Below are 26,125 nucleotides of genomic sequence, written 5' to 3' on the forward strand. Positions count from 1 at the left end.
TCCAATTAGTGTTTTAGTTAGTTACATTTCCTATTTCACTTATACTGCTTACGCTACTTGTTTCACCCTCAAGCTCTTGCGTTTGCTCGCCAGGCTGGGTCCGCCAAATAAATTTACCTGTAAACCCGTAAATAAGCGAGATGATGAGGACTAAAAAGTTAAACCATAAGAATGGCAGATAACTCATTGTGGATACTCCGAGTGCTGCGGCCATAAATACACCGCCATCCGACCAGGGAACCATGGCCGTAGTGACAGTTCCACCGGCTTCAGAGTTCCTTGAAAGCACCTTGCGGTCGATGTTCAATTTATCGTAGTTCTCTCCAGTAATTTTAGTAGCCGTAATCAATGAAACATACGCTCCACCGAATGCGTTACCGAGAAGACCTGCCAACAAAGTCGTTACCGTTGCTTTACCAGGATTGTTTGCCCATTTGCCAAGATAATTTCCTACTGCACGCAATACACCAATTCGCTCCATCAATCCACCTACACCTAGAGCAAAAATGATCAATGCAATTACATCTAACATAAAGACAATCCCACCACGATTTAATAAATTATCGATAAATGGTACGCCTGATTCAATCGTGTTACCTGCATACATAATATTGAATGCCTCGAGGAACGTCGCGCCTTGGAACAAAAAAGCCCATATTGTTCCTAAAAATGCACCAAACAAAATAACAGGAATAGAAGGCATTTTGAATATCAACAACAAAATAACTACTGCCGCCGGGACCAACATATACCAGCTTATATTGAAATACTCTTCTAATGAATCCATTGTGTTCAATGCCGCTGATAGATCACCGCTCCCTTTGTAGAAGAGTCCAACAACTAAGAACAAGACAGCTGAAATAATCCACGCTGGCAGCGCGACTGTAAACATCGATTTAATATGATCGATGAGATCAACCTTTGACAGTGATGCTGTCATAACCGTTGTGTCGGAAAGCGGCGACATTTTATCTCCTACATAGCAACCCGAAATAACGGCACCTGCAACAAGTGGTAATGGGAATCCGAAACTTGCACCAATCGCCATCATGGCAATACCGGCAGTACCTGCAGATCCGAATGAAGTTCCTGTAGCAATCGATGTTACCGTACAAATAATGAAAGCAGCCAATAAGAAAATACTTGGGTTAATGACTGATAATCCGTAATAGATAATCGAAGGAACAATACCGCCCGCAATCCAGGTACCAATTAACGCACCCACCGAAGTCAGAACGATGATAGCTTCCAGACCATCATTGACACCACTCAATAAACCATCTTGCATTTGCTTATAGCTATAACCAATCTTTAATCCTAAGCCTATAATCAGGAACCAAGTCGTCAAGAGCGCCAGATGAATGGAAATGCCGAATACGACAATAAATGTCACCATAATTGCTCCAAATCCGATTAGCACAAACAATACTTCGGCCAAGCTGGGTAATCTCTTCTCCATTTTAAAACCCCCTGTGGTTTTACTAGACGTGGCTTTTAAGCTAAGATAAATCCTTTTGGTAATGGGTCTTCAGGGTCAAGAATGAATTCATGCGAACCTGTTATGTAAGGCACGCCCTTCACCGAGAAAATTCCCCTGTCGCCTGGCACAGATTGAATCTCAATTTTGCTTTCGAAAATACTCTGATTGCTCAATGTATTTATAGTGCGTTGCTCTTTTACTGCTAAAGCGATGGTACTTTCTATACCTGGCGAGCGTAGGATATAGCCGTCCTGTTCAAACGTAACTGATCGATACTCGTAATCTGCAAGTTGCTCCTGCAAGATAATGCCATCAAAAGCTTTCTGTTGTGACTTCAGCTCTTTTACCTGTATTGCTCCCCACTCCATAATCTCTGACAGTTGTCCCAATTGAAGAGATTCAATAGTAATGGGCAACGGATACACATAGAACCTGTGACCACTTGATAGCTCCACGCAAGAAGCTTCGGAATCACTCACCAGCATTTTTCCTTCTGCTACTTCCATCTTCACATCGATTACTTCCTGTTGCTCTACCGCCACTTTTACATGCCATACACCATGAACGGTTTCCACTGTATATTGTCCATCTTCCTTCTGTTGCAAATGCCCTATTTCAAGCAGTGCAGCCGTAGTGGCAAGTAGTGATTCGTATTTAAAACCGATCGCTTCCTGATGATGAAGAAACAACAACTGATAATCTGCATTGGCTGAAGGACCTACGATACAACCGTTCATTCCACGGTGTCCGCGGGGTTCATTTAACAGTAAATTCTTTTCGGCATTAAAGTGATTTTCTAACTTCTTTTGATTACTCTGCGTATCCAGGCCTTCAAAGTAAAAAGGTGAATGCACAATGATACGGTACGCCTCTCCAAATACCTGTGTGTCCATCGTACGGAACATCTTTTGTAGAATCATTCAGTTTTCCCACCTTCAATGATCCATTGGCGGAATGAGAAGGTACCCTTCCCGCAAAGGATCTTTTTCGTTGTAGTAAAAGCGGTGCATGCCCATGATCCATGCAGAACCGGTTACCTCAGGAATGACTCCCGCAACACCACCTACCGTTACCTCTTCTAGAATACGCGCTGTAAAGAGTGTTCCGACGATACTTTCATAGACAAAACGTTCATCTACTTTCAACTCATTTTTACTATGCAATGTCGCAAGTTTTGCAGACGTTCCCGTGCCGCATGGTGAACGGTCGATGCCGCCAGGCGGTACGATGACCGTATTTTTTAAATCCGCTTCTGGATGAGTGGGATCAGTATAAAATTCGATATGTGTCAACCCATTAATGAAAGGAAACTCGGGATGAATAATTTCCTCTGTTGCATTGATTGCGTTACGAATCTTGATTCCTTTACTAATGAGCGATGCTCCATTTTCTTCCGTCAGCTGAAGATCTAGCTTCCGGGCATCAACAATGCCATAGAAGTTACCGCCGTAAGCAATTTCACAAACGACATGACCCACATCTTCTACATCCAACTCTACTGTTTTCAATAAGAAAGAAGGGACATTGACGAACGTAACTTCCTTCGCCACACCTTTTTCCACTTTTACCGTAACATCCACTAAACCAGCCGGTGTATCTACTTTGATCATAGTGTAAGGCTCTCTCACTTCTATCATGCCGGTTTCAATCAGTGCAGTGCAAAAGCCAATCGTGTCATGCCCGCACATCGGCAAATAGCCTCCCGTTTCAATATAAATGACACCCACATCTGCATCGGGATGACAGGGATCCGTCATAATTGCTCCCGACATAACACCATGTCCACGCGGTTCATTCATTAGGAACCTTCGTATCCAGTCATACTCTCTCTGCATGTAAAGCATTTTTTCAGACATCGTATTGCCCTGTAGTGGAGGCATGCCACTAATTAACGTACGGGTTGGATTACCCCCGGTGTGCGTATCTAGTGTCGTAAATACTCGTTGATACTTCATGCATGCACAACCCCCTGTCGAAAACGATCGAGACTTAACTGTTCAATAGGTATGCAAGTTTCCTTATCGTTCAACATTTCTTCTATTAACTTACCTGTAACTGCTGCTAGGCTGATTCCATCACCTTCATGACCCGCCGCAATATAATAACCAGGGATATAATCGACTCTCGAGATAATCGGCAAATGATCTTCTGTCCACGGACGTAAGCCTGCATACGTGCGAATGACAGTCATATCGGCCATCTGAGGATAGAAGCGCAATGCACGTTTGGCGATTTGCCGAATCACTTTATAATCTACTTTTGTATTGAATCCAACAAATTCACGACTGCTACCAATTAAAAAGTTCTGTGCTTCCGTTGGTTCAAAGACCAATGCCACGCCATACTTTTCCGTCAATGGATCTACAGAACGTTCACCACCAAACTTTGAGATTAAGTAGCCGAACTCCATGACTTTTCGTAATCCGACAGGCTGTTGTCTAGATGCGACAATTAGTTGCCCTTTTCTAGGTACAATGGGTATAGACAAATCTAGCATCTGACCAATCACCGGTGCCCAGACACCCGCCGCATTCACTACACGCTTGGCAGTAAATTGCCCTCTAGTCGTCTCTATTAAAAACTCACCTGAAACATTGCGTGACATACTCGTTACTTCCGTGTTTTTATGAATGATTGCCCCTTGCTTTTCAGCACTGTGAAACATGGAAAATGTCATCATATAGGGATTAACGGTAGAATCTGTCTTACATTCCAATCCGCCGTATAAGTCATCTGCAAAATACTTTGATTCATTTCGTAAATCTTGACGGTCCAGCATCTTGAAGCTCAAGCCCGCTTCTACTTGCTTTGATACCCATTGATTTGCGGCTTCCATCTCTGCATCATTCTCACAAACTAAAATACTTCCTGGATTTCGATATTCAAATGAAAGCTCCAAGTCTTTATCTAATTGATGAACCAGTTCCTGACTCTTTAAAGACATTTGACTGTCGAAACCGGGATCTTTATCAATCGCCAGTATGTTTCCATCACATTTTGAGGAAGTACCACTCGCCAGTTCATTCTTTTCAAGCACCGTAATTTCTAAGCCCGCTTTAGAACCGTAGTACGCAATGGCGGCTCCCATAATTCCCCCACCAATCACAACGATATCGCTATGTTGTATTCCCTTCACAGGATTCCTCCTCTCGATTGCCTATTCACTTTTATATAATGCAAGAACCATGCCAAATTTATGATTCAACAATTACGTGACAGTTCATTACCGATAAAAACCTTATGGAATGGTAGCGCTTTCTATTTACGGAATCTTCTATAACTACTATACTTTTAGAAGGCGGTTCGCTGTAACTATTGAATTGTCAGACAAGTCGCGTAAAGTATTTTATACACTGTAAAAAAAACTGACACTGGAGTGACCAAAATGTTGAAATATATTCAGGACTTTATTACAGACATTATGAAAAAAGACTTTCTTATCATGAACGGAAATACAAATGAAGAAACTATTGAAAAACATTTGATAAGCTCTCCATCTACACAGCTGTTTATTAAACAAGCACAAGACTACTGGCATGTACGTTTGCACAAAAATCAACTCCGCTACGCAAACGCACCAATCCTATCTATAGATATTCCAATCAGTGAAGTATCCGTGAAACTTTCCCATGGTGAATTCTTAGTATGTCGTGACACGTATGGTGAAATTACAGGGTATATAAAAGCTGAACAATTTATTGATAAGTTAATAGAACAACATGAAAAGACGTTGGCGTATTTGCAGACCGTCCTTCAGACTATCGACGAATCTTGTACCGTAATTGATCAAGACGCCAATGTATTGTACTGGACCAAAGGAGCGGAGTCTTTATTCTCTCTCAAAGAACAAGACGTAATAGGTAAACCCATTACAGACTTTTTTGATACGAAGCACCTAGAGATACTACATACACTACAAAATGGTTCTTCAGTGCGTCATTCGCAGCATCATGCACGCAAGGATCTCGTAGTGCTAATCAACTCCAACCCTATTTATCATAGGGATCGTATCATCGGTGCTGTCGTATCAGAAACCGATATAACGAGCCAGATTCGGATGAATGAAGAGTTGTACGCGACTTCCGAAAAACTGTTCCTGCTTGAGGAAGAGATGCGGAAAAGCGCATCCAGCCACAGTCCTTTCGATTATATAAAAGGAAACAGCGATAAGCTAAAGCAGACAATTGATATGACCAAAAAGGCGGCTACTACGGATGCCAGCATATTGCTATACGGAGAGAGCGGTGTGGGGAAGGAACTGTTCGCAAAAGCTATCCATAATCTAAGAGAATCGCAGAACGCACCATTCGTCGCTATAAACTGCGGGGCAATTCCCGAGAGCCTATTTGAAAGTGAAATATTTGGTTATGAAAAGGGAGCATTTTCAGGCGCTGACCAGCGAGGGAAAAAGGGAAAGATCGAATTAGCCAGGGGCGGTACTCTTCTATTAGATGAAGTAGGAGAAATGCCGCTCGATATGCAGGTGAAATTCCTACGGGTCCTTCAAGAGCGGAGATACTATTCAGTGGGCGGTACAAAAGAGATTGAGGCAGACTTCCGCATTGTGGCCGCAACCAATCGTGACTTAAGGGAGCTTGTAAGCGAAGGTTCTTTCAGGGAGGACTTGTATTATCGCTTGAATGTTGTCAACGTGAAAATCCCTGCATTACGCGAAAGGGCCGAGGATATCATAGAATTGACACATTATTTCCTTTATGAATTCTCCATTAAGTACAACCGGCAGATCAACAGTATTTCGCAAGTAGTAATGCAAGCTCTTTTACAACATAATTGGCCGGGAAATATTCGAGAACTCCGCAATGCCATTGAGCGCCTAGTTGTATTCTCTGATAAAGGTCTCGTCAATGTTCATGACCTCCCTTCTGAAGTCATTGAAAACACCAACTCGCTACCCGCAATCCATATGACAAAACCTGTTCAAACGGAAAGTTCATCACTCACGGAACAGATGCAGAACTTTGAACGCAAGTTGATTGTGCAGGAGTTGGAAAAGGCAAACGGTAATAAGCTACAGTGTGCAAAAAACCTAGAAATCACCCGTGCCACTCTATACAATAAAATGCACAAATTAGACATACCTTTCTAAAAGCCTCTTTCATTGGCATGATTCTTGCATATTAGTTAAGCAGTAAACTAGCAAGGAGTGAACATATATGTCCGAAAAAGATATAATTATTTGCAGATGCGAAGAAGTTACTTACTCCGATTTAAAAGAAACAGCAAAACGATTTCAATGCACGCCGAGAGAACTTAAATTACGCACGCGCGCAGGCATGGGCTATTGCGGAGGAAGAACTTGCCGCAACGCCGTAGATAGCATAGCGCTCGAAAGTACAGAACGGGATGAATCTCAAATCACCTTAAAATATCAACCACCAATCAGACCCGTAAGTTTTGGAAAATTAGGGGAGGTGTTTGAATGAGTCAGCGTATCCTCAAGCACCCGGTACTCGGAACTTTAGACGAATCACAAAGCATCACATTTACATTCAATGATATAGAATACAAAGCGCTTCAAGACGAATCTATTGCCGCTGCCCTGCTAGCCAACGGGATTAGAACGTTGCGCCATCACGAAGAAAGCGGTTCCCCTAGAGGGATTTACTGCAATATTGGTCACTGCTTTGAATGCCGAGTAACCGTGGATGGCGTACAAGGCGAACGGGCTTGTCTAACGCCTATTACACAAGGGATGAAAGTTTCAAGCGGTGGTAAGCTACTGACTGATGTGCGAGATTGGAGGGCCAATCATGGAAAATAAAACTATCATTATCGGTGCGGGACCAGCAGGATTAACTGCGGCCATCACGATTGCGTCACGCGGTCACAGTGTAATGGTTATCGATGAATACATGAAACCCGGTGGAAGATTACTTGGCCAACTATACGAAGAACCTAACGGCAATTGGTGGAACGGTATCGTAGAATCCAATAAACTGCATCAACGAGCTAAGGAACTGGGTGTCGATATCAAGCTTCACACACCCGTCTCTAACATCGTGTTCCAGGACGCAATTTGGAGTGTTCATACAGATGTAGACATTTATGAAACTACTCATTTACTGCTAGCGACAGGCGCAGCAGAGAATCCTCTTCCCATTAAAGGTTGGACGCTTCCAGGTGTCATGTCAGTCGGAGCTGCACAAGTTATGACCAATGTGCATCGCGTCAAACCCGGAGATCGTGGCGTCATTATCGGAGTGAATGTTTTATCATCGGCAATTGCAATGGAACTGAAAATGGCGGATATTGATATCGCTTGTATTACATTGCCCGTTTCCAATACCGTAAATGAAAAGTTCGGACAGCCACTAGAAGTTATGAATTCACTTCTTCACGTTTCACATATGGCTCCTTCTGCATTTATTAAAATGGGAAGTAAACTGATGAAAAATGACTTCTTCAAACAACTTGGGATTACATTTTTCCCTAAAAATGGTGTGAAAATGTGGGATATACCGATCATGTTACGAAAAGCAGTCACCGAAATCATTGGTGACGGACAGGTCGAAGGTGTGAAAATCTCCACGATCAATGCAGCCGGTGAAGTGATTCCTGGTACCGAAGAGATCATTGGAGCAGATTTCGTATGCATCGCCGGTGGTTTGTATCCACTAGCGGAATTAGCGGCTATCGCTGGATGTCCTTTCTATCACATAGAAGAACTTGGTGGCTATGTCCCATTGCATAACGAACGCATGGAATCCACCCTTCCCGGGCTTTATGTAGCGGGGAACATTACGGGTATTGAAGGAGCTAAAGTTGCTATGAGCCAAGGACAAACTGCAGGTCTCTCTATTTCCAACGACTTGGAGAACGGCATACTGGAAAATGACTTAATTTCCTCGATACGGGATACCGAGCATACGAGAGAGAATGCTTACATTCAATTTCATCCTGAAATCGGTCAAGGTAAGAATAAGCTGAAGAGGTATTGGGATGAATACCATGCCGTGGTAACAACATAGTTTTTCTAATCGAAAAAGCTCTACTGCGAAATACATCGCAGTAGAGCTTTTCACTATCTTCACTATTAACTATGAACGGTTTCTTTCTCCAGCTCATTTTCTGTTAGCTTCAATATCTTGGAAGTAGAAGCATGCATGTCCTTCAATAATTCAGGATGCTCTGCTAATGCTTTTCCGTATGAAGGAATCATTTCTTTCAACTTTGGCTCCCAATCGCTTACTTGTTCCGGGAAGCACTTGTTAATCAGATCCAGCATAACTGCTACTGCAGTTGATGCTCCTGGAGAAGCTCCAAGCAATGCTGCAATGGAACCATCCTGATCCGTTACAAGCTCTGTACCAAATTGAAGCGTACCTTTGCCCTCTGGAGTATCTTTGATGACTTGCACGCGTTGACCTGCAGTCCATAGATCCCAATCTTCGCTTTTCGCGTCAGGAATAAACTCGCGCAGTTCATTGATACGTTGTTCTTTTGTTTGTACTACTTGTTCTACCAAGTATTTAGTCAACGACAGATTTTTTGCACCACATGCAAGCATTGTCGTAAGGTTGTTTGGTTTCACGGAACCAATAAGGTCCATCATGGATCCTTCTTTCAAGAACTTCGGTGAGAAGCCCGCGAACGGTCCGAATAGTAAGGACTTTTCGCCATCAATATAGCGAGTATCCAAGTGTGGGACAGACATTGGTGGTGCACCAACTTTTGCTTTTCCGTATACTTTCGCGTGATGTTTTGCAATTACGTCTGGATTTTTACAGACCATGAAGACACCACTGATCGGGAATCCACCGATATGCTTACTTTCAGGAATACCTGTTTTCTGTAGCAATAGAAGACTTCCGCCTCCGCCACCAATGAAAACAAATTTAGTTTTATGGAATTCAAGCTTGCCATCTTTGTTATTCTTTATTTTTAATTCCCATTCGCCATCACTTGTACGTTTGATATCTTCTACTTGATGACCGTAGTTTACATCAACGCCTACTTTTTGCATATGCTCGATTAACATACGAGTCAATGCACCAAAGTTTACGTCTGTACCCGTGTCAATTTTCGTTGCAGCAATTGCTTCATCGACAGCACGGTCTTTCATGATCAACGGAATCCATTCTTTTAGTTTTTCCGGATCTTCGGAAAACTCCATTCCTTTGAATAGTGGATTTGCTGTCATAGCCTCAAAGCGTTTCTTCAAATACGTCACATTGTCTTCACCTTGTACAAGACTCATGTGTGGCAGTGGCATAATAAATTGCTCAGGGTCTTTAATCAAATTTTTCTCTACTAGATGTGACCAAAACTGCATGGATAATTGGAACTGTTCATTTACTTTAACCGCTTTGGTGATATCTACAGTCCCGTCCGACTTTTCGGAAGTATAGTTCAGTTCACACAATGCTGCGTGTCCTGTTCCCGCATTATTCATCTCATGCGAACTCTCTTCCCCTGCTTTATCTAATTTCTCAAATACCGAGATGTTCCAGTCAGGCGCTAATTCTTTTAGCATTGTTCCTAGCGTTGCACTCATAATTCCGGCACCAATTAATATAACATCTGATTTAGTTTGTCTATTACTCATTTTGACCTTCCTTATATGTGAAATTTACAGAAACGTAAATGTTCCTAAATAAGGCGTCACAGCCTACATGGCGCGTACTAGGAGCATTTATTCTGTCTCAGTTTAACCATACATCTACTACTATCTGTTCTATTATACATCAAATATAACGAGGTTTAAAGGGACTTGTTTATTTGTCAGGATAAAGCTGGGAATATGTCGGAATTTTGAACCGTTTTATGACTTTTATTAGATTAATGGTTGGTTTCATGTCAATAAGTCTTCCGAAATCACTTTGAATCCTTCAATGATTGTATCCTCTTCTACCTCAATTAAAATACATTGCTTGCCGTCATAGTTCACTTGTTTCACGTATTTCAAGTCTTGTGGACTGATTGAGATGTTTGCTACTTTGGTTTCGATCTTAATCGATTTCGACGTATAGCTTGGTACGATATGAGTTGCTTTCATTTCATAAGAGGTGTCATCCACTACAGTCTGAAAAGCCGTTTCTACTGCTTCTGTATTGACGTAGTCGACACCACTCATTTTCAACACACGTTCTACTTGCTTCGCATCAATTGCTGGTGGTTCTTCCGGTTCTTCCTCTTCTTCATCCGCTACAGTTAATCGATAGATTGCTTCATATACATTTCCTAGTGTTTCCGTATCTACTTCACCACCGACTACTTGTTTTACAATTTCCTCGAAAACGGCTTTATCATCGGCAGCGGTAACCACTTCTTCGCCATTCAGGACATTCTCTATGAACGCATAATCGGGTTTATTCGCTTTACCCGCGGCATATAGTACATGATTGACATCAGCTGAATTGTCTGTAAAGCAAGGGAATAAAAAGCCACCTATTGGTGAAGCAAGATTAATGATTGGATCGAGCATCGTATTCGATTTAAATTCACGCTCTTGAAAGTCAAATATAATGGAGCGCTTCGGCAAGTCTGTATGATTCATACTGCACAAGATAAACGGTGTGGTAAACACTTCATCTCGCATATCAATTTCAGATTCTTCACTGTTACGCTTGGTCTTCTTAAAGTAGTTACCACGAATAAACGTCACGACCAGATCTTTTTCATATTGGACATCTTTCACCATCTTTAGTGCTAGATGTTGCATCTCTTCTTTCCATTCTTCAGCTTCTTCCGCCTGCAATCCTTCATACAATAGTTTTTGTGCGTGATCTTCATGACTCTCTTCATCCTGACGTTCAAACTTCACTTCAAACAACTTCACACCTAGTTTACCGCCAAGCACCTTTTTAAAATTGGTCATGAACAGTTCCTGTTGCTCGCGGTCAAGCAAAGCAAATGCCTGACTTTCTTCATGGTAAATCTCACTGCTTTCCTGCCTAACATAGACATGGTAAATGTCAGTGATCGTCAAAAGATCGGTATCTAATTTAAATCGTTTACGGATATCTGCAATATCATTTTTATTCATTTCGTGTTCCCACTTCCTAACTGATTTACATACACTTTTTCACTACGTTGGATGACGTCACTATACACGTGCATAAAAGATTAAAGTTTTCACACATAATTATCCAATATTCGGGTACACAATGGAGTGAGACTAAAAATCAGACAAGGGGTAGTGATTTCATGTCAGAAAAATTATTTACATCCACAGCAACAGCTAGTGGGGGGAGAGAAGGACATGTGGTATCCTCCGACAAAGTAGTAGAGTTTGATACAGCAATGCCTGGAACGAAAAGAGCAAAAGAATTAGAGAACTCTACTAACCCTGAGCAATTATTTGCTGCGGGTTACGCAGCTTGTTTCGACGGTGCGCTTCAACTTGTCGCAAGCAAAGAACGCGTTCAATTTTCATCGGAAGTCACTTCAAACGTTAGCCTGTGCAAAGACGAAACAGATGGCGGTTTCCATCTAGAAGTTGAATTACAAGTAACAGGTACAGACATTGAAAAGGCACAGCTTGAACAACTAGTAGAGAAAGCGCACCAAGTCTGTCCGTATTCCAAAGCCACTAGGGGCAATATTGAAGTGACACTAACAGTACTTTAATTCTATATTCTAAAAAACGCTATAGGCTGTGCTGAAAATCGTGAAGACACGACCTCAAGCACAGCCTTTTAATTCAGCAGAAGATACTTTCTATTTTTCCAAGCCTTCAATTAATTTCACAATCGCAGCAGATGTCTTCATAATCTGCTCTTCATTCGATATAGTTGCTTTACCGTCACCCTTCTGCATGCCATAATCACCAAAGCCTGCGTGATTCCCCCCTACTATCTCAATGAACTTCGCATCATTCGGCATACTAGACTTAGCCGCCTTAATCTTTTTCGCTTCCGCCACCTCATCATGACTGGCCCAAATTGACAGTACATCCACCGACGCTTCACTCAAATCTGTATGACTTCCGGGATAAGAAGCTAGTAACACGAGCGCAGAAATCTTTTCATGGCGGGATGCATAATCCGATGCCGTCACACCGCCTAGGGAATGACCTCCTATTAACCATGTGTCTATTTCAGGGTGATTACGTATCACCTTATCTGCCCGGTCAGGTGAGAAGATGGCCATCTTGAGCGGCAAATGGGGAATGATTACCGTATAGCCTTGTTTAGCAATCTCCTTAGCCATGGGCGCGTATGCTTCAGCTTCTACTTTTGCTCCCTGATAAAAAATAAAACCTATGTTTTTCTTATTTAAGGTAGGTTCAAACACTAGCTCTTTTCCATTCGTAACTAGTACATCTGTATCTGAGTGCAATTTTTCTTTAGCGTAAGATTGCGCTTTATAATAAGAGCTACCGAATAGGAAGAAACCCACCGCAATCATTAACAGGAAAATAGCTAGCCCAATAAATAACTTGAACTTCCATGTCCTCTTTTGTTTCATACTTGATCCTCATTCCAGTTTATTTCTTCACGATATCGATGAAATGTTTTAACACTCTAGCCGTCAGCCCCCAGACTGTATAATTACCATATTCATAAAACCATTCTTCAAGCGAATGACTTCTGAATTTATACTGGTCTCCGTTCATAATCTTTTCAAATGGGAAATTATCCGGCGGAGCTATTTCAATCGATACCAAATGCATATACGGTTCATGTTCCATCAGCCACTTAAGCGGAATAGTAAATACCTCTTCCACTTCTTCTTTATTATAACTTCGAATGATTTCTTGATAATCAATGACCGCAACGAACGGATAGACGACGAATGAAGGCGATGCAATATACGGGCTTAACTCTTCTATCATCTGTACCGTCTTCGGATCAATCCCGAGCTCTTCGTGCGTCTCCCGTAAAGCTGCTTCCATAGGCGATGCATCCGTTATATCAATTTTGCCACCGGGAAAACTGATGTCGCCCGGCTGTTTCCTCATCGTGAAAGCACGCACCTCAAATAGTACATGCCATTCCCCTTTCACTTCTACTAACGGAATAATTATAGCGGAACGGAACGCAGTCTCTTCCCCAATGAATAAAGATTTATTTTCATACAATTTATTTTGTAGTTGTTCCAAGTCCATGAAGTCCCCCACCTCATCGTTTTACTCTATCGTATCATTTCCAGACGAATCGTTAAAGAAATTAAAGGAGCTACCCTGTCAGAGCAACTCCTCATTTCATCCATATACATTAGCGCTTCACTAATTTCCCCTGCACTACATAGCGTTTATCTTTACTATTCACAGAGTTATTGCAAGTCGACAGCGTAACAATCCGATCATCCAGTCCTACTTCAACAGGCATATTAATCAGAGAACGTGATTCGATTTCCTCTAAAAACTCCAAAAATTGTTCGTCCGTCTGAAAATCGGTTTCGATATAATAAAAGTCAATCGTCGTTTCGTATGCTGCAAACACTTCAATATCGTACCCTTCATACAATGTATCGACGAAAATAATGGGGTGTTTGTCTGCATAGTCTTGCTCGCCAAACTTCTTCAAGCTACCGAACATCGTATCATTTCTCATCGCATGGCCATAGAGGACCGTGTTGCGGCTCATATCCTTAATGTCATTCCGGTAATCCATGAAAACACTGCCTGCGCGACTATTTTCCCGTGTGAAGTTACGATTCAAATAAAAGTCGTTGTCTTCGGCCTGCAAGATGGGGTTATGCAAATTGGTACCTTCTACTGAAATCCAGCCCACAATATCTGAATTTACTTTATGTAACTCTTCAAACTGTGGACGTATCGAACCTTCTTCCAAGGGTTCTTCTTTGACGTCTCCTGTTACAGCAACCTGGGCAGCGTTTTCTAATGCCACTTCATACATCTGTTGCGTTTCCTTCAACGAACTGGCTGATTCCACGTAAGTATACAAATACTGCACGAGTAAATAACCCGAGTAGAGAAAGATTGCTAGATAAACGAAAGGCATCAGTTTCGACAGGCGTTTCTTCATTCGCTTACCTCCTAAATACCAAGAGACATCATATAAAGACCTAATTCGTCATCTTCTTTAAAGACGGCGTTGACTCCATATACTTCTTTGATGACATCCTTTGTAATGATGTCACGTGGCGACCCTTCCGCAATAATTTGACCATTCTTCATCATAATGATCTCATCACTGTACCGAATTGCCTGATTGATATCATGCAATACCATGACGATCGTCAATCCATAATCTTTATTCAGTGATTTCACGAGCTCTAATAATTCAATTTGATAATAAATATCTAAGTATGTTGTTGGCTCATCCAAGCAAAGTATTTCTGATTGCTGTGCCAATGCCATTGCAATCCATACACGCTGACGCTCCCCACCCGATAATGCTTCCAAGTCCTTATGGCGTTTGTCGGTCAGGTTCGTCACGGATAATGCCCAATCTATAGCCTTGCGATCCTCTTCTTGGTTCCTCTGCAATAACGTTTTATGAGGCAACCGACCGAAGCCGATCAACTTTTCAATCGTCAAATCTTTTGGCACTTCATTCTGCTGATAAACAATCGCTAACTTCTTCGCAAACTCTTTCGGCTTAAACATCACTAAATCACGATTTTCCAGTGATGCCGTTCCTGAAGTTGGCATAGTACTTCGAGAAAGTACACTTAGTAATGTCGATTTTCCACAACCATTTGGCCCAATGATCGTCGTAACTTTCCCTTTAGAAATGGACGTCGAGACATCATCCAAATGATTCGTTATATTATCATGCGATACAATAATGCGTTTTATTTCCACAATAGGTCACTCTTTTCGCAGTAAGAATATTAAGAAAGGTCCGCCGATGATCGCCATTAGCGTCGAAGCAGGTATTTCAAGCGGTGCCACGATCGTTCTACCGAGCGTGTCAGCTAACAAGATAATCAATGCCCCTAAAAGTGCAGTAAACGGTATAAGCACCTTATGGTCATAGCCAACTAATCTGCGGGCAATATGCGGTACAAGTAATCCAACGAATGATATCACACCCGCCACTACGACCGAAATGGCCGCTAGTAAAACAGCTACTGCCGCAATGATTAAACGGGCACGCGCGACATGGAAGCCAATACTCTTTGCTGTCTTATCCTGTAGTACTAATAAATTACACCAGCTATACAAGGCAAACGCCAGAATCAGTCCGATGGTTCCGTATGTCGCAATGGTCGAAACATCACTCCACGTACGCATCGTTAAATTCGAACCGATAACACTTGAGGCTGAGACGTTCAACGAACCGCCAAAGCTGATAAATGCTTCGGTGACACCCGTAAACATCGCATTAATTGCAATTCCTACAAGAATTAATTTCAACGGCCTAAGACCGGATTTCCACGATAGTGCAAAGACGAGAAAACAAGCGAACGCCCCACCCATGAATGCAAATAAAGGCGTCATGAAGAAAAGTGTCGGAAAGAGCGAAATAATGAATAACTGCACGAATGCCGCACCGGAAGATATCCCGATAATCCCTGCATCCGCAAGGGGGTTACGCATAACGGACTGCAGCAAGACACCCGAAACCGACAATGCCGCGCCTGCAAATATCGCCACAATCATCCGTGGAAAACGCAAATCACGAATGGCTTCCATTTGACTGTTGCCTTGTTCAAAGAGCGCGCTGAAAAACTCGAAAAACCCCATTTTAATACTGCCTGTCGTAGCCGAATATACGATGGTTACAACAAGCAACAGGGATACGATTATATAACTAGCAATTCTTTTTCTCATGATGGCCTTCCTTTTCAAACGAAATTCATCGAGTTATCGATAGAATATCTTCATTAGCTCACTTAATGCTTCAGGTACTTGCAATGAAGCCGTCGTGCCAAATAACTCTTCTTCCAAATCATAGACTTTACCATTTTTCACTGCATCAAAATGCTTCCATACATCATTCGTTTGGAACTCTTCGTTAAACATTTCCACGACTTCATCTGGCATACCATGTGATAAACGCAAGATAATATCTGGATTACTATTATGAAGATACTCCGTATTAGACGATAAGTATTCTGGATCTTGACCTTCCATTACATTTGTTCCACCCGCACGTTTCACGAGATCACCCGCGTAGGAGTTTTCCGTCGCGACTAAGTAACTGCCTGGAATTCCCAATAATATTAGTACACTCGGACCTTTGCGATTGGCCGCTACTACTTCCGCGGCTTCAATCCTTTTCTGTAAGTCCCCTACTAATTTATCTGCTTGCGCTTTACGGTCATAGCGTTCTCCAAGACCTTGGATTTCTTGTATCATTGAATCAACACTTTGGAAGTTTAAAAACGTCGTCGGAATATTCAATTGTTCAAAGCCCGCTTCTAGGTCATACTCCAATGTAGAAACGGATAAAAAATCTGTTGGATTCATTGATTTCACAATTTCCATATCGGGTGTCATCGCATTACCGATGGTTGGAAGCCCATCAAACCGACTCGCCATGTTTTTTTCCGTTTCAGGAATAGCGATGGCATCTATATCTAACTTATCTAGAATATCTGCGATCACTACAGTACCCGCAATAATACGTTGATCACTTGTATCAGCTTTTTCACTTTTCTCGACTTTATCTGTCGAAGCGGCTTTCTCTTCTTTATCATTTCCGCAGCCTGCGATAATAGCTACTGTCATGACTGCTAACATCAGCCATACATATCTCCACTTTTTTTGCACGATGTAATCCTCCACTCGTTATTCATTACTCGTAACGTTATTTTTCTTTGTCAGTCGACGTATTAATAAGACGCCCGACAGAATACATAATGTGAACAATACACCGATCTTCATTGTATCAAAGGGAATCGTTTGTTCATCCTGCACATGAATGGCCAGCTCTTCCGGTTCATTTGCTACCTGTGCAACGACCTTGGCTGGTTCTTCCTTCACATCGTCCCCCGTGCGATCAAATTCCAATTGCGCTTCCGGAAGAAGAGATGGTAACTCGTCTTGCTTTTGTTCTTTTTCTTCGGACGGCTTCTCTATCTTCTTTTCATTTTCGGTCATGGTTTGTTTAGGTGGAGTAGTGGTTTCTCTAGGTTGTTCAGTTCGTTTAGTTAATGAAGAAACTGCTTTGTTGTTTGAAGGTACCTTGCTCAAAAACTTCGCTGTTTGTTGTGGATCGAAAGCAATTTGTAAAAACGCTTCCCCTACATGCAAGTTCTCAGAGTCCTCGACTTTCATCCAGACACGAGTCCCCTTGTGGAAATCTTCAATTTCAAACTGCACAATACGCGTCTTGTTTTGCGATACCACTTTTGGTTCCACTAAATCGCCATGTTGCTCTACTGTGAAGCCTTTGACCTTACTCGGTTGAAGAATCTCTAACTGTGCAAAGTATCGATTGTCACGTGTTACAATGCGCAGTACTGGATTGACGTATTCATTCATTGCCGAAGGTTTACCGTCTGAAAGCAATCGGTAGTGTACCGTATCATCACCTGACTGAATAGACTTGGCTGGTTGATTTCGGTCAATCTTCGATAATGACTGCCCCTGGATCAATACTTCATATGAAAAGGATTGCTGCGTACTTTCCTTTCCTAAACGATATGTACCTGTGAGTTCAATCTTTTGATGCATATCCTGTATATCAAACTGAACTAAATTTTCTGCCCGATCCAGTCGCGTGCTCGTTTTGTTTCCTTGTTGCATAGCAGTGATTTGTGTAAGAATATGATCTTTCTTTGCCGAAATGGATAATGTATAGCGATCTTCCTTAACAGTTAACGTGGCCTGCTTAGTAAATAAAAAGTTTGCACCCTCGGCTTCATCTGATAGAAAACTTAGTTCAACATGATATATATCATTTGCGTGTACAGAATGAAAAGGAAGCCACGCGGAGATGAGTAGCAAAAGTAGGGGCAACAAAACCATTTTTTTCATTTCAGACGTACACTCCTTTTCACCTTCTGTAAAACGACAGGAACTTCCCTCCGCTTTTGGAAAAGCGAAAGGAAGTATCTGTGTTGATTCTTATTTTTCCATGAAGTTTAATGAACCGTTTAGGATTTTAGCCATTTGTGTGCGTTGTAATGAATCGCCAGAGTTGATCAAAACTTTACCATTCGGTTGTTTTGCGCCTGTCATGATTTTTTCTGCATACAACAATGCAAATGCTTGCTTCGCTTCAGGATCTGTAATGGCTTTTCCATCCGCGTAGAATGGAAGTGTTGTATCACCTTTTTTGATTTCCTTACCTTCAGCAAATTGAATTGCACGGTATAGCATCAATGCCCCTTGCTGACGAGTCAGTGTGTTGTTCGGGTTGAACTTTGCATTCGATTGAACAATACCTGCTTTCGCGAGAGCATTAATTGCGTTGATACGCTCTTTGTCTGTGATTTTGCCTAAATCCTGGAACCCAGCGGATGGAGCCTCTTCTAATTTCAACGCACGTGCAACCATCAATGCGAACTGTGAACGTGTGATGTTGTTACGTGGATTGAACTTGTCCGCACTTTTTACAATACCTTTGTCAAGAAGTGCAAGAATCGCTTCTTTGTTGCCGTCTTTATCAATGTCCTTAAACGGGTTCACAGTTGGTTTAGCACCGTCAAGAGCAATTTGTACTTTGTGGTTTGAATCATATTTAATAGGACCTTCATTGACAATAACGTGAATTTCAGCATTCACTAACTTTGTTAAATCCGCTACGTTGAATGTATATGTGCGTACGCCTGTTGATTTATCATCTGTTGCTACAGGTACATCCTTACCGGCAATTTTGAATCCTTGGATATAGCCGCCTTTAGGGAACGTTACGGTTACTTCATTACCGTCAGTTACTTTCTTTACAGATGCAACTGGCAACATGTAATCATTCATGATGGATTCTTCATTCGTTCCATCTTTATATACTTTTACGGTCACTTTGCTTATTATTTCCTTGTCCGCTTTAGTGACTGTTGCACTCATATCGAATTCATACCATGTGTCCATGTTGAAAGAAGGTGCCACTACATGAAGTTTGGCAGGGTAAACTTTATCTGCTACAACCGGCACGGTATATGTTGTTGTACCATCAGCATTTTTCACTGCCGTTGCATCCACATATTCTTCCCCTTGCTTTGTTTGGAAGTTAGCAATCATAGAAGCTGATCTAGCCGCAACCGTTACCTTCGCATAAGACACTCCGTCTTTTTCCACCAATGTTCCTTGTGGCAGGAGATGACTACTAATTGCAGGTTCAGGTGTCATGGTTCCAGATTTATATATATTTAAATCAATCACTTGATCCACTGCTGCCGCTTGTTTCAAAGCCGACGTTGCTTGATCGCTTGTGCTGATCGGGTTAGCGGATGCCGCTGTTGGAATAGCGATGGAAGCTGCAAGTAATGAAGCAAGTACTACTTTCGTTGCGCGAGATGATGTTTTTTTCTTCATAATTATTGTTCCCCCTGTTTTCTTTGGAATCTAGTCTTATACAATAAAAATGCTGAACCTGCTAATACAATAATTAATAGGTACGGCGTTGAATCACTGGTTTGTGGATTCTTAACTGGTACTTGGGTAGTTGGTTTTTTTGTCACTGTACTGGTACTAGTGTTGGTATTTATGTTCGTGTTAGGTGGTGGGGTGGTAGTAGTTGCAGGTTGTTTTACTGCCGGTGGTGTCACGGCGCTTTTGTCCTCAAACACCAAATCAACTGTATACTCGTGGTGGTAATTAATATGTTCTACATCCACTTTCATCGGGATCTTCACTGGTTTTGATATATCACTTACGCTAAACTCTACAACACGCGTATCAGCCTTAAGATCTTCATTGACTACTTCCGCTCCGCCTGCTGGCTCGAACTTCGTAATCCATGAACTGTTTTTAAGCGTTAGCTGTACAATAGCAGACCCATTCGTTACAGTGACGAGTGCCGGTTTTTGGAAATAATCATTCGCAATAGATGCGTTAGTGCTGTCTGGCTGATTCACTTGATAATTTAATTGCTGGGTACCGTCTGCTATTTTAGCAGATGCTTGCGGCAGACCTACCGTCAACACGAAAAAACTTACAACTAAAAAGTATAAAAATGCTTTTCTCACTTTGACATCATCCCCTTTCAATGTTCATTTTCACGCTACATAAATCCACCGATCAACTTCCATTCACTGGGTATATTTCCACTTCTAAATTATCTCATAAATTACCCCATACATAAATCATTGCAACCTGATCATCTAGCAGTCTATGACGAATATGTGACATTTACAACGCGCAAATGAGAATAGTTATCATTTAATATAGCCCGTTTTGCCAGTAATGTCAATTGGTATCTGGAAAATTATTTCAATTTGACTCGTAAACTTCTCCACTAGTCACTAAATCCAAAACTTCGCATAGGCTAGAACGATACGATTTATGGATGAAAGGGGTACTGCGATGAATATTCAGTCTTTCAGTGGTGTTGTAATGGTTATAAATGAATTTTATACGGGACAAAATAATAACGCTGGTTGCTACATGTTGATGACAGTCGATAATGGTAGAGGAAATGTCGTTAACTTTGTAGTAGGGCCGACAACTTATTTTGTCAATCATGTAAAAGTTCATGTAGGTGATCGCGTTACAGGATTTTATGACGCCGACGCTGCCACACCTATGATCTATCCTCCACAATTTGGAGCGGTGGTTATGGCCAAAGATTCTAAACGTGAAAACGTCAAAGTCGACTACTTCAATCGTCGCCTGCAAAGTAGTGATGGAACGCTTCAGCTTAATCTGTCTCCGCAAACTGAAATACTTTCGACAAATGGCCAGTATTTCACAGGTAATATAGCAGAGCGAAATTTGATCGTTATATATGGTGCAACTACAAAGAGTATCCCTCCTCAAACAACACCACATAAAATTATTGTGATTTGTTCATGAATAGTTTACTTAGATAAAATAGAGACACGCATCAATGAGCGTGTCTCTGTTTTATATGCGAAAGAATCGTTGTGTCGTCTTATAGATTTCTCTATATGCCTCATCAACCGTTACACCTTTAATTTTAGCGATACTGTGAATACTCTCATGCATCATAGAAGGATGTGTTAATTTATCTTTAAAAGAATATTCAAAAGGCCACGGTCCATCTGTTTCTACCATTAGCTGAGTGAACGGAACTTGTTTGACTAGATGTTGAATCTTTTCCCGATACGTAACTTCTGGTGTCACAGAAATCATATAACCGTTCGAGATAATTTGCTCCAATATAATGTCGTCGCCTTTAAACCAGTGAAATTGCGCTTTCGATATTGAATACCTTTCCAACATCTCACAAACAATAGCTGCATCTTCATAAACGGCATGTAAGGCAATTGGCAAGTTATATTCGGCTGCCTTCCGAACAAAACATTCCAACACATACTTATATAGTGTTAGGTCTAAATCAGACTGCTGTTGTCGCAAGTAATAAGGTAACCCCACTTCTCCAATTGCAGTGAGGTAATTTGCATGTTCATCGATCAATTGCAGTATAGCTGAAAGTTCCATTTCACTTGGTAACGCTTGTTCCGGGTGATAACCTATTGCTGGTTTGATGCGTCTATCTGTTTTCGAAAGTTCTATTTGCTTAACGGAAGATGCGAAGTCATTTGAAACCGCCACTATTGCAGTTATATCATTCACATCTAACTCGCCCAAAATTTGAAGTCGTTCTTCTTCTTCATACATATCTAAATGAATATGCGCATCGATTACGCGTCTGCTCAAAACATACCACCCTCTTTCATGAATATGCTATGTTTCACGTGAAACGTTTCCGCGAGAATGAACCTAAACTATTATCTGAGCGTCATACTAATTTCCATTATGAAAAAGTAGGCGGTGACGTATGAATATGCATGCATTACGTATGAAAACAATGAATACAACACGACAACTCTTTATTTTCGGATGGCAACAAGCTTTAGCTTGCATTTTTCCTGTTATGATCTTCAGCTCACTCGCGCTCACGCAAATCATATCTCTCCCCTTCTTGCCACGATATGACTGGCTACTCATCATTTTTATCGGAACTCAGTGGTGGATGGTACGATCTGGACTCGAAACACGTGATGAACTTAAAGTGATTACGTTATTTCATATAATTGGACTTACTTTGGAAATATTTAAAGTACATATGGGTTCTTGGTCTTATCCTGAAGAAGGCTATTTCAAAATTCTAGGCGTCCCTTTGTACAGCGGTTTCATGTATGCGAGTGTAGCAAGCTACTTGTGTCAGGCTTGGAGAAGATTGCACGTAAACCTGATTAACTGGCCACCGCTCTGGGCAGTTATTCCGCTTGCCATTGCGATATATGGAAACTTTTTCACTCATCATTATTGGTTTGATATAAGATGGTGGTTATCCGCATTAGTACTAGTTGTTTTTTGGCGTGCATCGGTTAGTTTTCGGGTAAGCGAGACACACTACGTTATGCCATTAACTCTTTCATTCGTATTGATTGGCTTTTTCGTTTGGGTAGCTGAAAATATTGCTACTTTCTTCGGGGCGTGGACCTATCCCAATCAAGGCGGGACATGGCATCTCGTTGGCATCGGCAAATTAAGTTCTTGGTTACTACTAGTCATCGTCAGTTTCCTCATCGTAGCGGTATTAAAACATATTAAAAAGGAATAGTTTAGTATAGGGTAACGCGTAATACTTCACTATACAGTTTATCTTTGGAAAATTTCATTGCATGGGAAATAAATGAACTTGCTATATCAAAAACGCAGCAAGCTCAATAGCCTACTGCGTTTTTATGATGATTAGTGTGTAACTGGTTCAGGGTAATCGAAGCCTTTTGTATCTACTTCCACTGTCTTCATCTTCTGCTCTTTGATGGGCTTATCCATAGCGTCTGTTTCATTAGCTACTATAGCATCCACTGTCTCCATGCCTTCCGTCACTTTACCAAAAGCCGCATACTCGCCGTCAAGTGAAGAGTTGTCGTCTGTCATGATGAAGAATTGTGACCCTGCAGAGTTCGGATCTTGCGTACGTGCAGTCGAAATCACACCGCGCTCATGTTTCATAGTATTTTCAAAACCATTCGAAGAGAATTCTCCATCAATTGCATATCCCGGTTCGCCTGTTCCGTCACCGGATGAATCTCCACCTTGAATCATAAAGCCCGGAATCACACGGTGGAAAATCAAGCCATCGTAATAGCCATCTTCAATTAAAGAAATGAAATTCGCTACCGTATTTGGTGCAACAGTCGGCTCTAGTTCCACTACAATCTGCTCATCATTTTCCATCGTGATCGTCACGACAGGGTTCTCTTTTACATCTTTCGAGTAGTCAACCGCTTCTCCTTTAGGTTGTTCTGTAGTTTCTTCTTTCGGTGTCTCCACTGTTTTTTCTCCAGTTGCTCCCCCACACCCAACTAAAAGGATGGCCAACGCCATCAAACTCATTATGAAATACAATGCTTTAGTACGCTTGAACATATCTATCTAACACTCCCTATTATTTTATATCTTTAATGATCTCTACCGGTTATGATTTTACTGATCACGGTAACGTGATGCCAATCCCTTTAGGAAGTTTCGAGCATATCGATCGCCACACGGTTTATAATTTCGATGACCTTCTTTACGAAGAACAGCACTTAATTCGTTTTTAGATATCGTAACACCTGCATTTTCTAAAATCTCCAGCATATCTTCACTTGTAAGAGATAATGCGATTTTCACTTTCTTCAGCAAAATATTATTGACATTACGATGGCCTTCTTCTGACATAAGAAATGGTTGCGGAGCATTGCCGGTATTCTCCGGTACTCCTCTTTTTGAGCTGATCAAGCCATTTAGAAATGACTCCAACGTCATATTGTCGATTTCCTTTGCATATTCATTCATCTGCATTTCATCCGTACTATCTTCATTCGTTTTTGTCAGCATCTCTTTTACTTCCGCTCTGTTTGTCTTCAGTCCGCCTAACGCAAACATTTCTACAACTGCGGAATCCTTTAGATCCAGTGCATAGCGTAATCTGCCTAAAATATCATTATTATTCATGTAATCACCTGTACCCTCTATAGTATATTGCTGTAATTCTTAGTATAGCTTGATTCGTTACAATTTGTCTCCATTCAGTCAACTAACGTTGAATCTGTCTCTTGTTCAATTGTTTGCATAAACTGATCACCAAAATCACAAATCGAGGTAACGACTGGTTCCAATAATAAACCCACTTCACTTAATTTGTACTCCACTTTTGGCGGCACGACGGGATAGACATAGCGCGTAATGATTTTATCCTCTTCTAATTCTCGTAACTGTCTGATCAACATACGTTGATTGGCATCCGGAAGTTTTTTCTGTATTTCGCTCAACCTTAACGGTGATTCGTGCAGTAAGCACCAGATGATCGCAATTTTCCAACGACCTCCTATGACAGACAAAGCCAAATCCTTGCTTGTAAAGTACTGCTTATCTTTATACTGAATGACCATATTGCTTCACTTCTTTCTATACTATTCATGTTCATAGTGACAAAAGAGTCAGTATTGCATGGTGAATTATAATATGTAATGATAGAAAAGTAAACACAATACAGTAAAAGAAAGAAGGGCTTCATTTGAAAAGTAGAGCAGCTGTAGCATTCAAACCTGGAGAACCACTTAAAATTGTAGAAATCGATGTAGAAGAACCAAAAGCTCATGAGGTATTAGTCAAAATTCTTTACACTTCTGTCTGTCATACAGACGCATATACATTATCAGGCGATGACGCAGAAGGTGTATTTCCTGCTGTCTTAGGTCATGAAGGCGCTGGTGTCGTCGTTTCAATAGGTGAAGGAGTCACTTCCGTTAAACCTGGCGATCACGTTATTCCACTTTATACACCTGAATGTGGGAAATGTAAATTCTGTCTATCCGGTAAAACTAACCTATGTGGGGCAATTCGCGAAACCCAAGGTAAAGGATTAATGCCTGACGGTACAACTCGCTTCTCTTATAATGGCGAACCTATTTATCACTACATGGGAACGAGCACATTCAGTGAGTATACTGTTGTATCTGAGATCTCCCTAGTTAAAGTGGAAGATCACAACGTACCACTCGATAAAGTTTGTCTATTCGGATGTGGCGTCACTACTGGTATCGGAGCTGTTCATAATACTGCGAAGGTAGAAGAAGGTGCAGTTACGGCAGTCTTCGGTCTTGGAGCTATTGGTTTGGCTGTTATTCAAGGATTGAAGCAAGCAAAAGCAAGCCGCATCATTGCAATTGACTTGAATGAAGATAAATTTGAATTGGCGAAGAAGATGGGTGCAACAGACTTCATCAATCCTTCGTCATTTGATAAACCAATCCAAGAAGTCATTGTAGACATGACAGATGGCGGTGTTGATTACAGCTTCGAGTGTATTGGTAATGTCGAAGTGATGAAAGCTGCTCTTGAATGCTGCCATAAAGGTTGGGGCGAAAGTATTATTATTGGTGTCGCAGGAGCTGGTAAAGAAATTCATACCCGTCCATTCCAACTCGTTACGGGTCGCGTATGGCGCGGTTCTGCATTTGGCGGAGTAAAAGGAAGAACGGAATTACCAGGGATGATTGATGACTACATGGACGGTGAAATTGATTTAGATTCGTTCATTACGCACCAATTAAACTTTACGGATATTAATGAAGCCTTTGATTTACTCCATAAAGGTGAATCAATTCGGTCAATACTAACATACGGAGAGTGAGATC

27 protein-coding genes are annotated in these 26,125 nt (G+C 41.4%); 8 read left to right on the forward strand and 19 right to left on the reverse strand.

Features of this window, described 5'->3' with window-relative positions:
• Positions 1-13: 13 nt before the first annotated feature.
• From nhaC to CSV75_RS11225, 4 genes are read right to left on the reverse strand one after another with little or no spacing between them, the layout of a single operon-like run.
• Positions 14-1,459 (reverse strand): Na+/H+ antiporter NhaC, encoded by a 1,446-nt coding sequence (nhaC, locus tag CSV75_RS11210; protein WP_099675885.1) that lies wholly within the window; start codon positions 1,457-1,459, stop codon positions 14-16.
• Positions 1,460-1,494: 35 nt separating this feature from the next.
• Complete coding sequence (locus CSV75_RS11215; protein ID WP_099675886.1) at positions 1,495-2,400, reverse strand: proline racemase family protein; 906 nt, start codon at positions 2,398-2,400, stop codon at positions 1,495-1,497.
• A 15-nt stretch (positions 2,401-2,415) separates the two neighbouring features.
• Positions 2,416-3,435: a proline racemase family protein gene (locus CSV75_RS11220; RefSeq protein ID WP_099675887.1), complete on the reverse strand. Its 1,020-nt coding sequence runs from the start codon at positions 3,433-3,435 to the stop codon at positions 2,416-2,418.
• Positions 3,432-4,568, reverse strand: a complete 1,137-nt coding sequence (locus CSV75_RS11225; RefSeq protein WP_369825379.1) for an NAD(P)/FAD-dependent oxidoreductase — start codon at positions 4,566-4,568, stop codon at positions 3,432-3,434. The genes CSV75_RS11220 and CSV75_RS11225 overlap by 4 nt, the downstream gene beginning before the upstream one ends.
• A 297-nt stretch (positions 4,569-4,865) precedes the next feature.
• Here CSV75_RS11225 and CSV75_RS11230 point away from each other — a divergent pair, with 297 nt between their 5' ends.
• The 4 genes from CSV75_RS11230 to CSV75_RS11245 all read left to right on the forward strand — a co-directional run bounded on the left by CSV75_RS11230 (position 4,866) and on the right by CSV75_RS11245 (position 8,469).
• Entirely contained in the window at positions 4,866-6,587 is a 1,722-nt protein-coding gene (locus tag CSV75_RS11230) for a sigma-54 interaction domain-containing protein (RefSeq protein WP_233191652.1), read from the forward strand.
• A 67-nt stretch (positions 6,588-6,654) separates the two neighbouring features.
• On the forward strand, positions 6,655-6,924 hold the full coding sequence (locus CSV75_RS11235) for a (2Fe-2S)-binding protein (RefSeq protein WP_099635864.1): 270 nt from the start codon (positions 6,655-6,657) through the stop codon (positions 6,922-6,924).
• Positions 6,921-7,262: a (2Fe-2S)-binding protein gene (locus CSV75_RS11240; protein ID WP_099675888.1), complete on the forward strand. Its 342-nt coding sequence runs from the start codon at positions 6,921-6,923 to the stop codon at positions 7,260-7,262. The genes CSV75_RS11235 and CSV75_RS11240 overlap by 4 nt, the downstream gene beginning before the upstream one ends.
• Positions 7,252-8,469 carry an NAD(P)/FAD-dependent oxidoreductase gene (locus CSV75_RS11245; protein WP_099675889.1) on the forward strand — a complete coding sequence of 406 codons (1,218 nt, stop codon included), beginning with the start codon at positions 7,252-7,254 and terminating at the stop codon, positions 8,467-8,469. The genes CSV75_RS11240 and CSV75_RS11245 overlap by 11 nt, the downstream gene beginning before the upstream one ends.
• A gap of 65 nt (positions 8,470-8,534) precedes the next feature.
• Here the strand turns inward: CSV75_RS11245 and CSV75_RS11250 are convergent, their stop codons facing one another.
• Complete coding sequence (locus CSV75_RS11250; protein WP_099675890.1) at positions 8,535-10,046, reverse strand: malate:quinone oxidoreductase; 1,512 nt, start codon at positions 10,044-10,046, stop codon at positions 8,535-8,537.
• A 246-nt stretch (positions 10,047-10,292) separates the two neighbouring features.
• Positions 10,293-11,486: a DUF4317 domain-containing protein gene (locus tag CSV75_RS11255; RefSeq protein WP_099675891.1), complete on the reverse strand. Its 1,194-nt coding sequence runs from the start codon at positions 11,484-11,486 to the stop codon at positions 10,293-10,295.
• A gap of 161 nt (positions 11,487-11,647) precedes the next feature.
• Here CSV75_RS11255 and CSV75_RS11260 point away from each other — a divergent pair, with 161 nt between their 5' ends.
• A complete protein-coding gene (locus tag CSV75_RS11260) occupies positions 11,648-12,070 on the forward strand; it encodes an organic hydroperoxide resistance protein (RefSeq protein ID WP_099675892.1) in 423 nt (140 codons plus the stop codon).
• 90 nt (positions 12,071-12,160) lie between these two features.
• Here the strand turns inward: CSV75_RS11260 and CSV75_RS11265 are convergent, their stop codons facing one another.
• The 9 genes from CSV75_RS11265 to isdC form a co-directional block, all read right to left on the reverse strand.
• On the reverse strand, positions 12,161-12,910 hold the full coding sequence (locus CSV75_RS11265; protein ID WP_099675893.1) for an alpha/beta hydrolase: 750 nt from the start codon (positions 12,908-12,910) through the stop codon (positions 12,161-12,163).
• 19 nt (positions 12,911-12,929) lie between these two features.
• Entirely contained in the window at positions 12,930-13,550 is a 621-nt protein-coding gene (locus CSV75_RS11270; protein ID WP_099675894.1) for an NUDIX hydrolase, read from the reverse strand.
• Positions 13,551-13,659: 109 nt separating this feature from the next.
• A complete protein-coding gene (gene srtB / locus CSV75_RS11275; RefSeq protein WP_099675895.1) occupies positions 13,660-14,433 on the reverse strand; it encodes a class B sortase in 774 nt (257 codons plus the stop codon).
• Positions 14,434-14,444: 11 nt separating this feature from the next.
• Positions 14,445-15,215, reverse strand: a complete 771-nt coding sequence (locus CSV75_RS11280) for an ABC transporter ATP-binding protein (RefSeq protein ID WP_099675896.1) — start codon at positions 15,213-15,215, stop codon at positions 14,445-14,447.
• A 6-nt stretch (positions 15,216-15,221) separates the two neighbouring features.
• Complete coding sequence (locus CSV75_RS11285) at positions 15,222-16,187, reverse strand: FecCD family ABC transporter permease (RefSeq protein WP_099675897.1); 966 nt, start codon at positions 16,185-16,187, stop codon at positions 15,222-15,224.
• Positions 16,188-16,220: 33 nt separating this feature from the next.
• Entirely contained in the window at positions 16,221-17,099 is an 879-nt protein-coding gene (gene isdE / locus CSV75_RS11290) for a heme ABC transporter substrate-binding protein IsdE (protein ID WP_099675954.1), read from the reverse strand.
• Positions 17,100-17,147: 48 nt separating this feature from the next.
• Positions 17,148-18,338 carry an NEAT domain-containing protein gene (locus tag CSV75_RS11295; RefSeq protein WP_099675898.1) on the reverse strand — a complete coding sequence of 397 codons (1,191 nt, stop codon included), beginning with the start codon at positions 18,336-18,338 and terminating at the stop codon, positions 17,148-17,150.
• Between the two features lie 90 nt (positions 18,339-18,428).
• A complete protein-coding gene (locus CSV75_RS11300) occupies positions 18,429-19,838 on the reverse strand; it encodes an NEAT domain-containing protein (RefSeq protein ID WP_099675899.1) in 1,410 nt (469 codons plus the stop codon).
• Between the two features lie 2 nt (positions 19,839-19,840).
• The gene (gene isdC, locus CSV75_RS11305; RefSeq protein ID WP_233189513.1) at positions 19,841-20,491 is read right to left on the reverse strand and encodes a heme uptake protein IsdC; all 651 of its coding nucleotides are present in this window, start codon (positions 20,489-20,491) and stop codon (positions 19,841-19,843) included.
• A gap of 337 nt (positions 20,492-20,828) precedes the next feature.
• Here isdC and CSV75_RS11310 point away from each other — a divergent pair, with 337 nt between their 5' ends.
• Positions 20,829-21,317 carry a hypothetical protein gene (locus CSV75_RS11310; protein ID WP_099675900.1) on the forward strand — a complete coding sequence of 163 codons (489 nt, stop codon included), beginning with the start codon at positions 20,829-20,831 and terminating at the stop codon, positions 21,315-21,317.
• Between the two features lie 51 nt (positions 21,318-21,368).
• Here the strand turns inward: CSV75_RS11310 and CSV75_RS11315 are convergent, their stop codons facing one another.
• A complete protein-coding gene (locus CSV75_RS11315) occupies positions 21,369-22,145 on the reverse strand; it encodes a TatD family hydrolase (RefSeq protein ID WP_099675901.1) in 777 nt (258 codons plus the stop codon).
• 121 nt (positions 22,146-22,266) lie between these two features.
• Here CSV75_RS11315 and CSV75_RS11320 point away from each other — a divergent pair, with 121 nt between their 5' ends.
• The gene (locus CSV75_RS11320; RefSeq protein ID WP_369825372.1) at positions 22,267-23,055 is read left to right on the forward strand and encodes a DUF817 domain-containing protein; all 789 of its coding nucleotides are present in this window, start codon (positions 22,267-22,269) and stop codon (positions 23,053-23,055) included.
• A 131-nt stretch (positions 23,056-23,186) separates the two neighbouring features.
• Here the strand turns inward: CSV75_RS11320 and CSV75_RS11325 are convergent, their stop codons facing one another.
• From CSV75_RS11325 to CSV75_RS11335, 3 genes are all read right to left on the reverse strand, one after another.
• Positions 23,187-23,870, reverse strand: a complete 684-nt coding sequence (locus tag CSV75_RS11325; RefSeq protein WP_099675902.1) for a peptidylprolyl isomerase — start codon at positions 23,868-23,870, stop codon at positions 23,187-23,189.
• 57 nt (positions 23,871-23,927) lie between these two features.
• Complete coding sequence (locus CSV75_RS11330) at positions 23,928-24,440, reverse strand: YehS family protein (RefSeq protein WP_099675903.1); 513 nt, start codon at positions 24,438-24,440, stop codon at positions 23,928-23,930.
• A 74-nt stretch (positions 24,441-24,514) separates the two neighbouring features.
• On the reverse strand, positions 24,515-24,877 hold the full coding sequence (locus CSV75_RS11335; RefSeq protein ID WP_099675904.1) for a winged helix-turn-helix transcriptional regulator: 363 nt from the start codon (positions 24,875-24,877) through the stop codon (positions 24,515-24,517).
• 125 nt (positions 24,878-25,002) lie between these two features.
• Here CSV75_RS11335 and CSV75_RS11340 point away from each other — a divergent pair, with 125 nt between their 5' ends.
• Positions 25,003-26,121, forward strand: coding sequence for an S-(hydroxymethyl)glutathione dehydrogenase/class III alcohol dehydrogenase (locus tag CSV75_RS11340; protein WP_099675905.1), 1,119 nt, complete (start codon positions 25,003-25,005; stop codon positions 26,119-26,121).
• Positions 26,122-26,125 lie beyond the last annotated feature (4 nt).

This window comes from Sporosarcina sp. P18a (assembly GCF_002743135.1).
GTDB lineage: Bacteria > Bacillota > Bacilli > Bacillales_A > Planococcaceae > Sporosarcina.

Bases quoted from the DNA above. Each gene is read 5' to 3' on its own strand.
- nhaC (WP_099675885.1), bottom strand. From the start codon at position 1,459: ATGGAGAAGAGATTACCCAGCTTGGCCGAAGTATTGTTTGTGCTAATC.
- CSV75_RS11295 (WP_099675898.1), bottom strand. From the start codon at position 18,338: ATGAAAAAAATGGTTTTGTTGCCCCTACTTTTGCTACTCATCTCCGCG.
- CSV75_RS11235 (WP_099635864.1), top strand. From the start codon at position 6,655: ATGTCCGAAAAAGATATAATTATTTGCAGATGCGAAGAAGTTACTTAC.
- CSV75_RS11265 (WP_099675893.1), bottom strand. From the start codon at position 12,910: ATGAAACAAAAGAGGACATGGAAGTTCAAGTTATTTATTGGGCTAGCT.
- CSV75_RS11225 (WP_369825379.1), bottom strand. From the start codon at position 4,568: ATGGGAGCCGCCATTGCGTACTACGGTTCTAAAGCGGGCTTAGAAATT.
- srtB (WP_099675895.1), bottom strand. From the start codon at position 14,433: ATGAAGAAACGCCTGTCGAAACTGATGCCTTTCGTTTATCTAGCAATC.
- CSV75_RS11310 (WP_099675900.1), top strand. From the start codon at position 20,829: ATGAATATTCAGTCTTTCAGTGGTGTTGTAATGGTTATAAATGAATTT.
- CSV75_RS11320 (WP_369825372.1), top strand. From the start codon at position 22,267: ATGAATATGCATGCATTACGTATGAAAACAATGAATACAACACGACAA.
- CSV75_RS11255 (WP_099675891.1), bottom strand. From the start codon at position 11,486: ATGAATAAAAATGATATTGCAGATATCCGTAAACGATTTAAATTAGAT.
- CSV75_RS11325 (WP_099675902.1), bottom strand. From the start codon at position 23,870: ATGTTCAAGCGTACTAAAGCATTGTATTTCATAATGAGTTTGATGGCG.
- CSV75_RS11260 (WP_099675892.1), top strand. From the start codon at position 11,648: ATGTCAGAAAAATTATTTACATCCACAGCAACAGCTAGTGGGGGGAGA.
- CSV75_RS11250 (WP_099675890.1), bottom strand. From the start codon at position 10,046: ATGAGTAATAGACAAACTAAATCAGATGTTATATTAATTGGTGCCGGA.
- CSV75_RS11215 (WP_099675886.1), bottom strand. From the start codon at position 2,400: ATGATTCTACAAAAGATGTTCCGTACGATGGACACACAGGTATTTGGA.
- CSV75_RS11300 (WP_099675899.1), bottom strand. From the start codon at position 19,838: ATGAAGAAAAAAACATCATCTCGCGCAACGAAAGTAGTACTTGCTTCA.
- CSV75_RS11330 (WP_099675903.1), bottom strand. From the start codon at position 24,440: ATGAATAATAATGATATTTTAGGCAGATTACGCTATGCACTGGATCTA.
- CSV75_RS11270 (WP_099675894.1), bottom strand. From the start codon at position 13,550: ATGGACTTGGAACAACTACAAAATAAATTGTATGAAAATAAATCTTTA.
- CSV75_RS11245 (WP_099675889.1), top strand. From the start codon at position 7,252: ATGGAAAATAAAACTATCATTATCGGTGCGGGACCAGCAGGATTAACT.
- CSV75_RS11230 (WP_233191652.1), top strand. From the start codon at position 4,866: ATGTTGAAATATATTCAGGACTTTATTACAGACATTATGAAAAAAGAC.
- CSV75_RS11240 (WP_099675888.1), top strand. From the start codon at position 6,921: ATGAGTCAGCGTATCCTCAAGCACCCGGTACTCGGAACTTTAGACGAA.
- CSV75_RS11335 (WP_099675904.1), bottom strand. From the start codon at position 24,877: ATGGTCATTCAGTATAAAGATAAGCAGTACTTTACAAGCAAGGATTTG.
- isdE (WP_099675954.1), bottom strand. From the start codon at position 17,099: ATGTTAGCAGTCATGACAGTAGCTATTATCGCAGGCTGCGGAAATGAT.
- CSV75_RS11220 (WP_099675887.1), bottom strand. From the start codon at position 3,435: ATGAAGTATCAACGAGTATTTACGACACTAGATACGCACACCGGGGGT.
- CSV75_RS11285 (WP_099675897.1), bottom strand. From the start codon at position 16,187: ATGAGAAAAAGAATTGCTAGTTATATAATCGTATCCCTGTTGCTTGTT.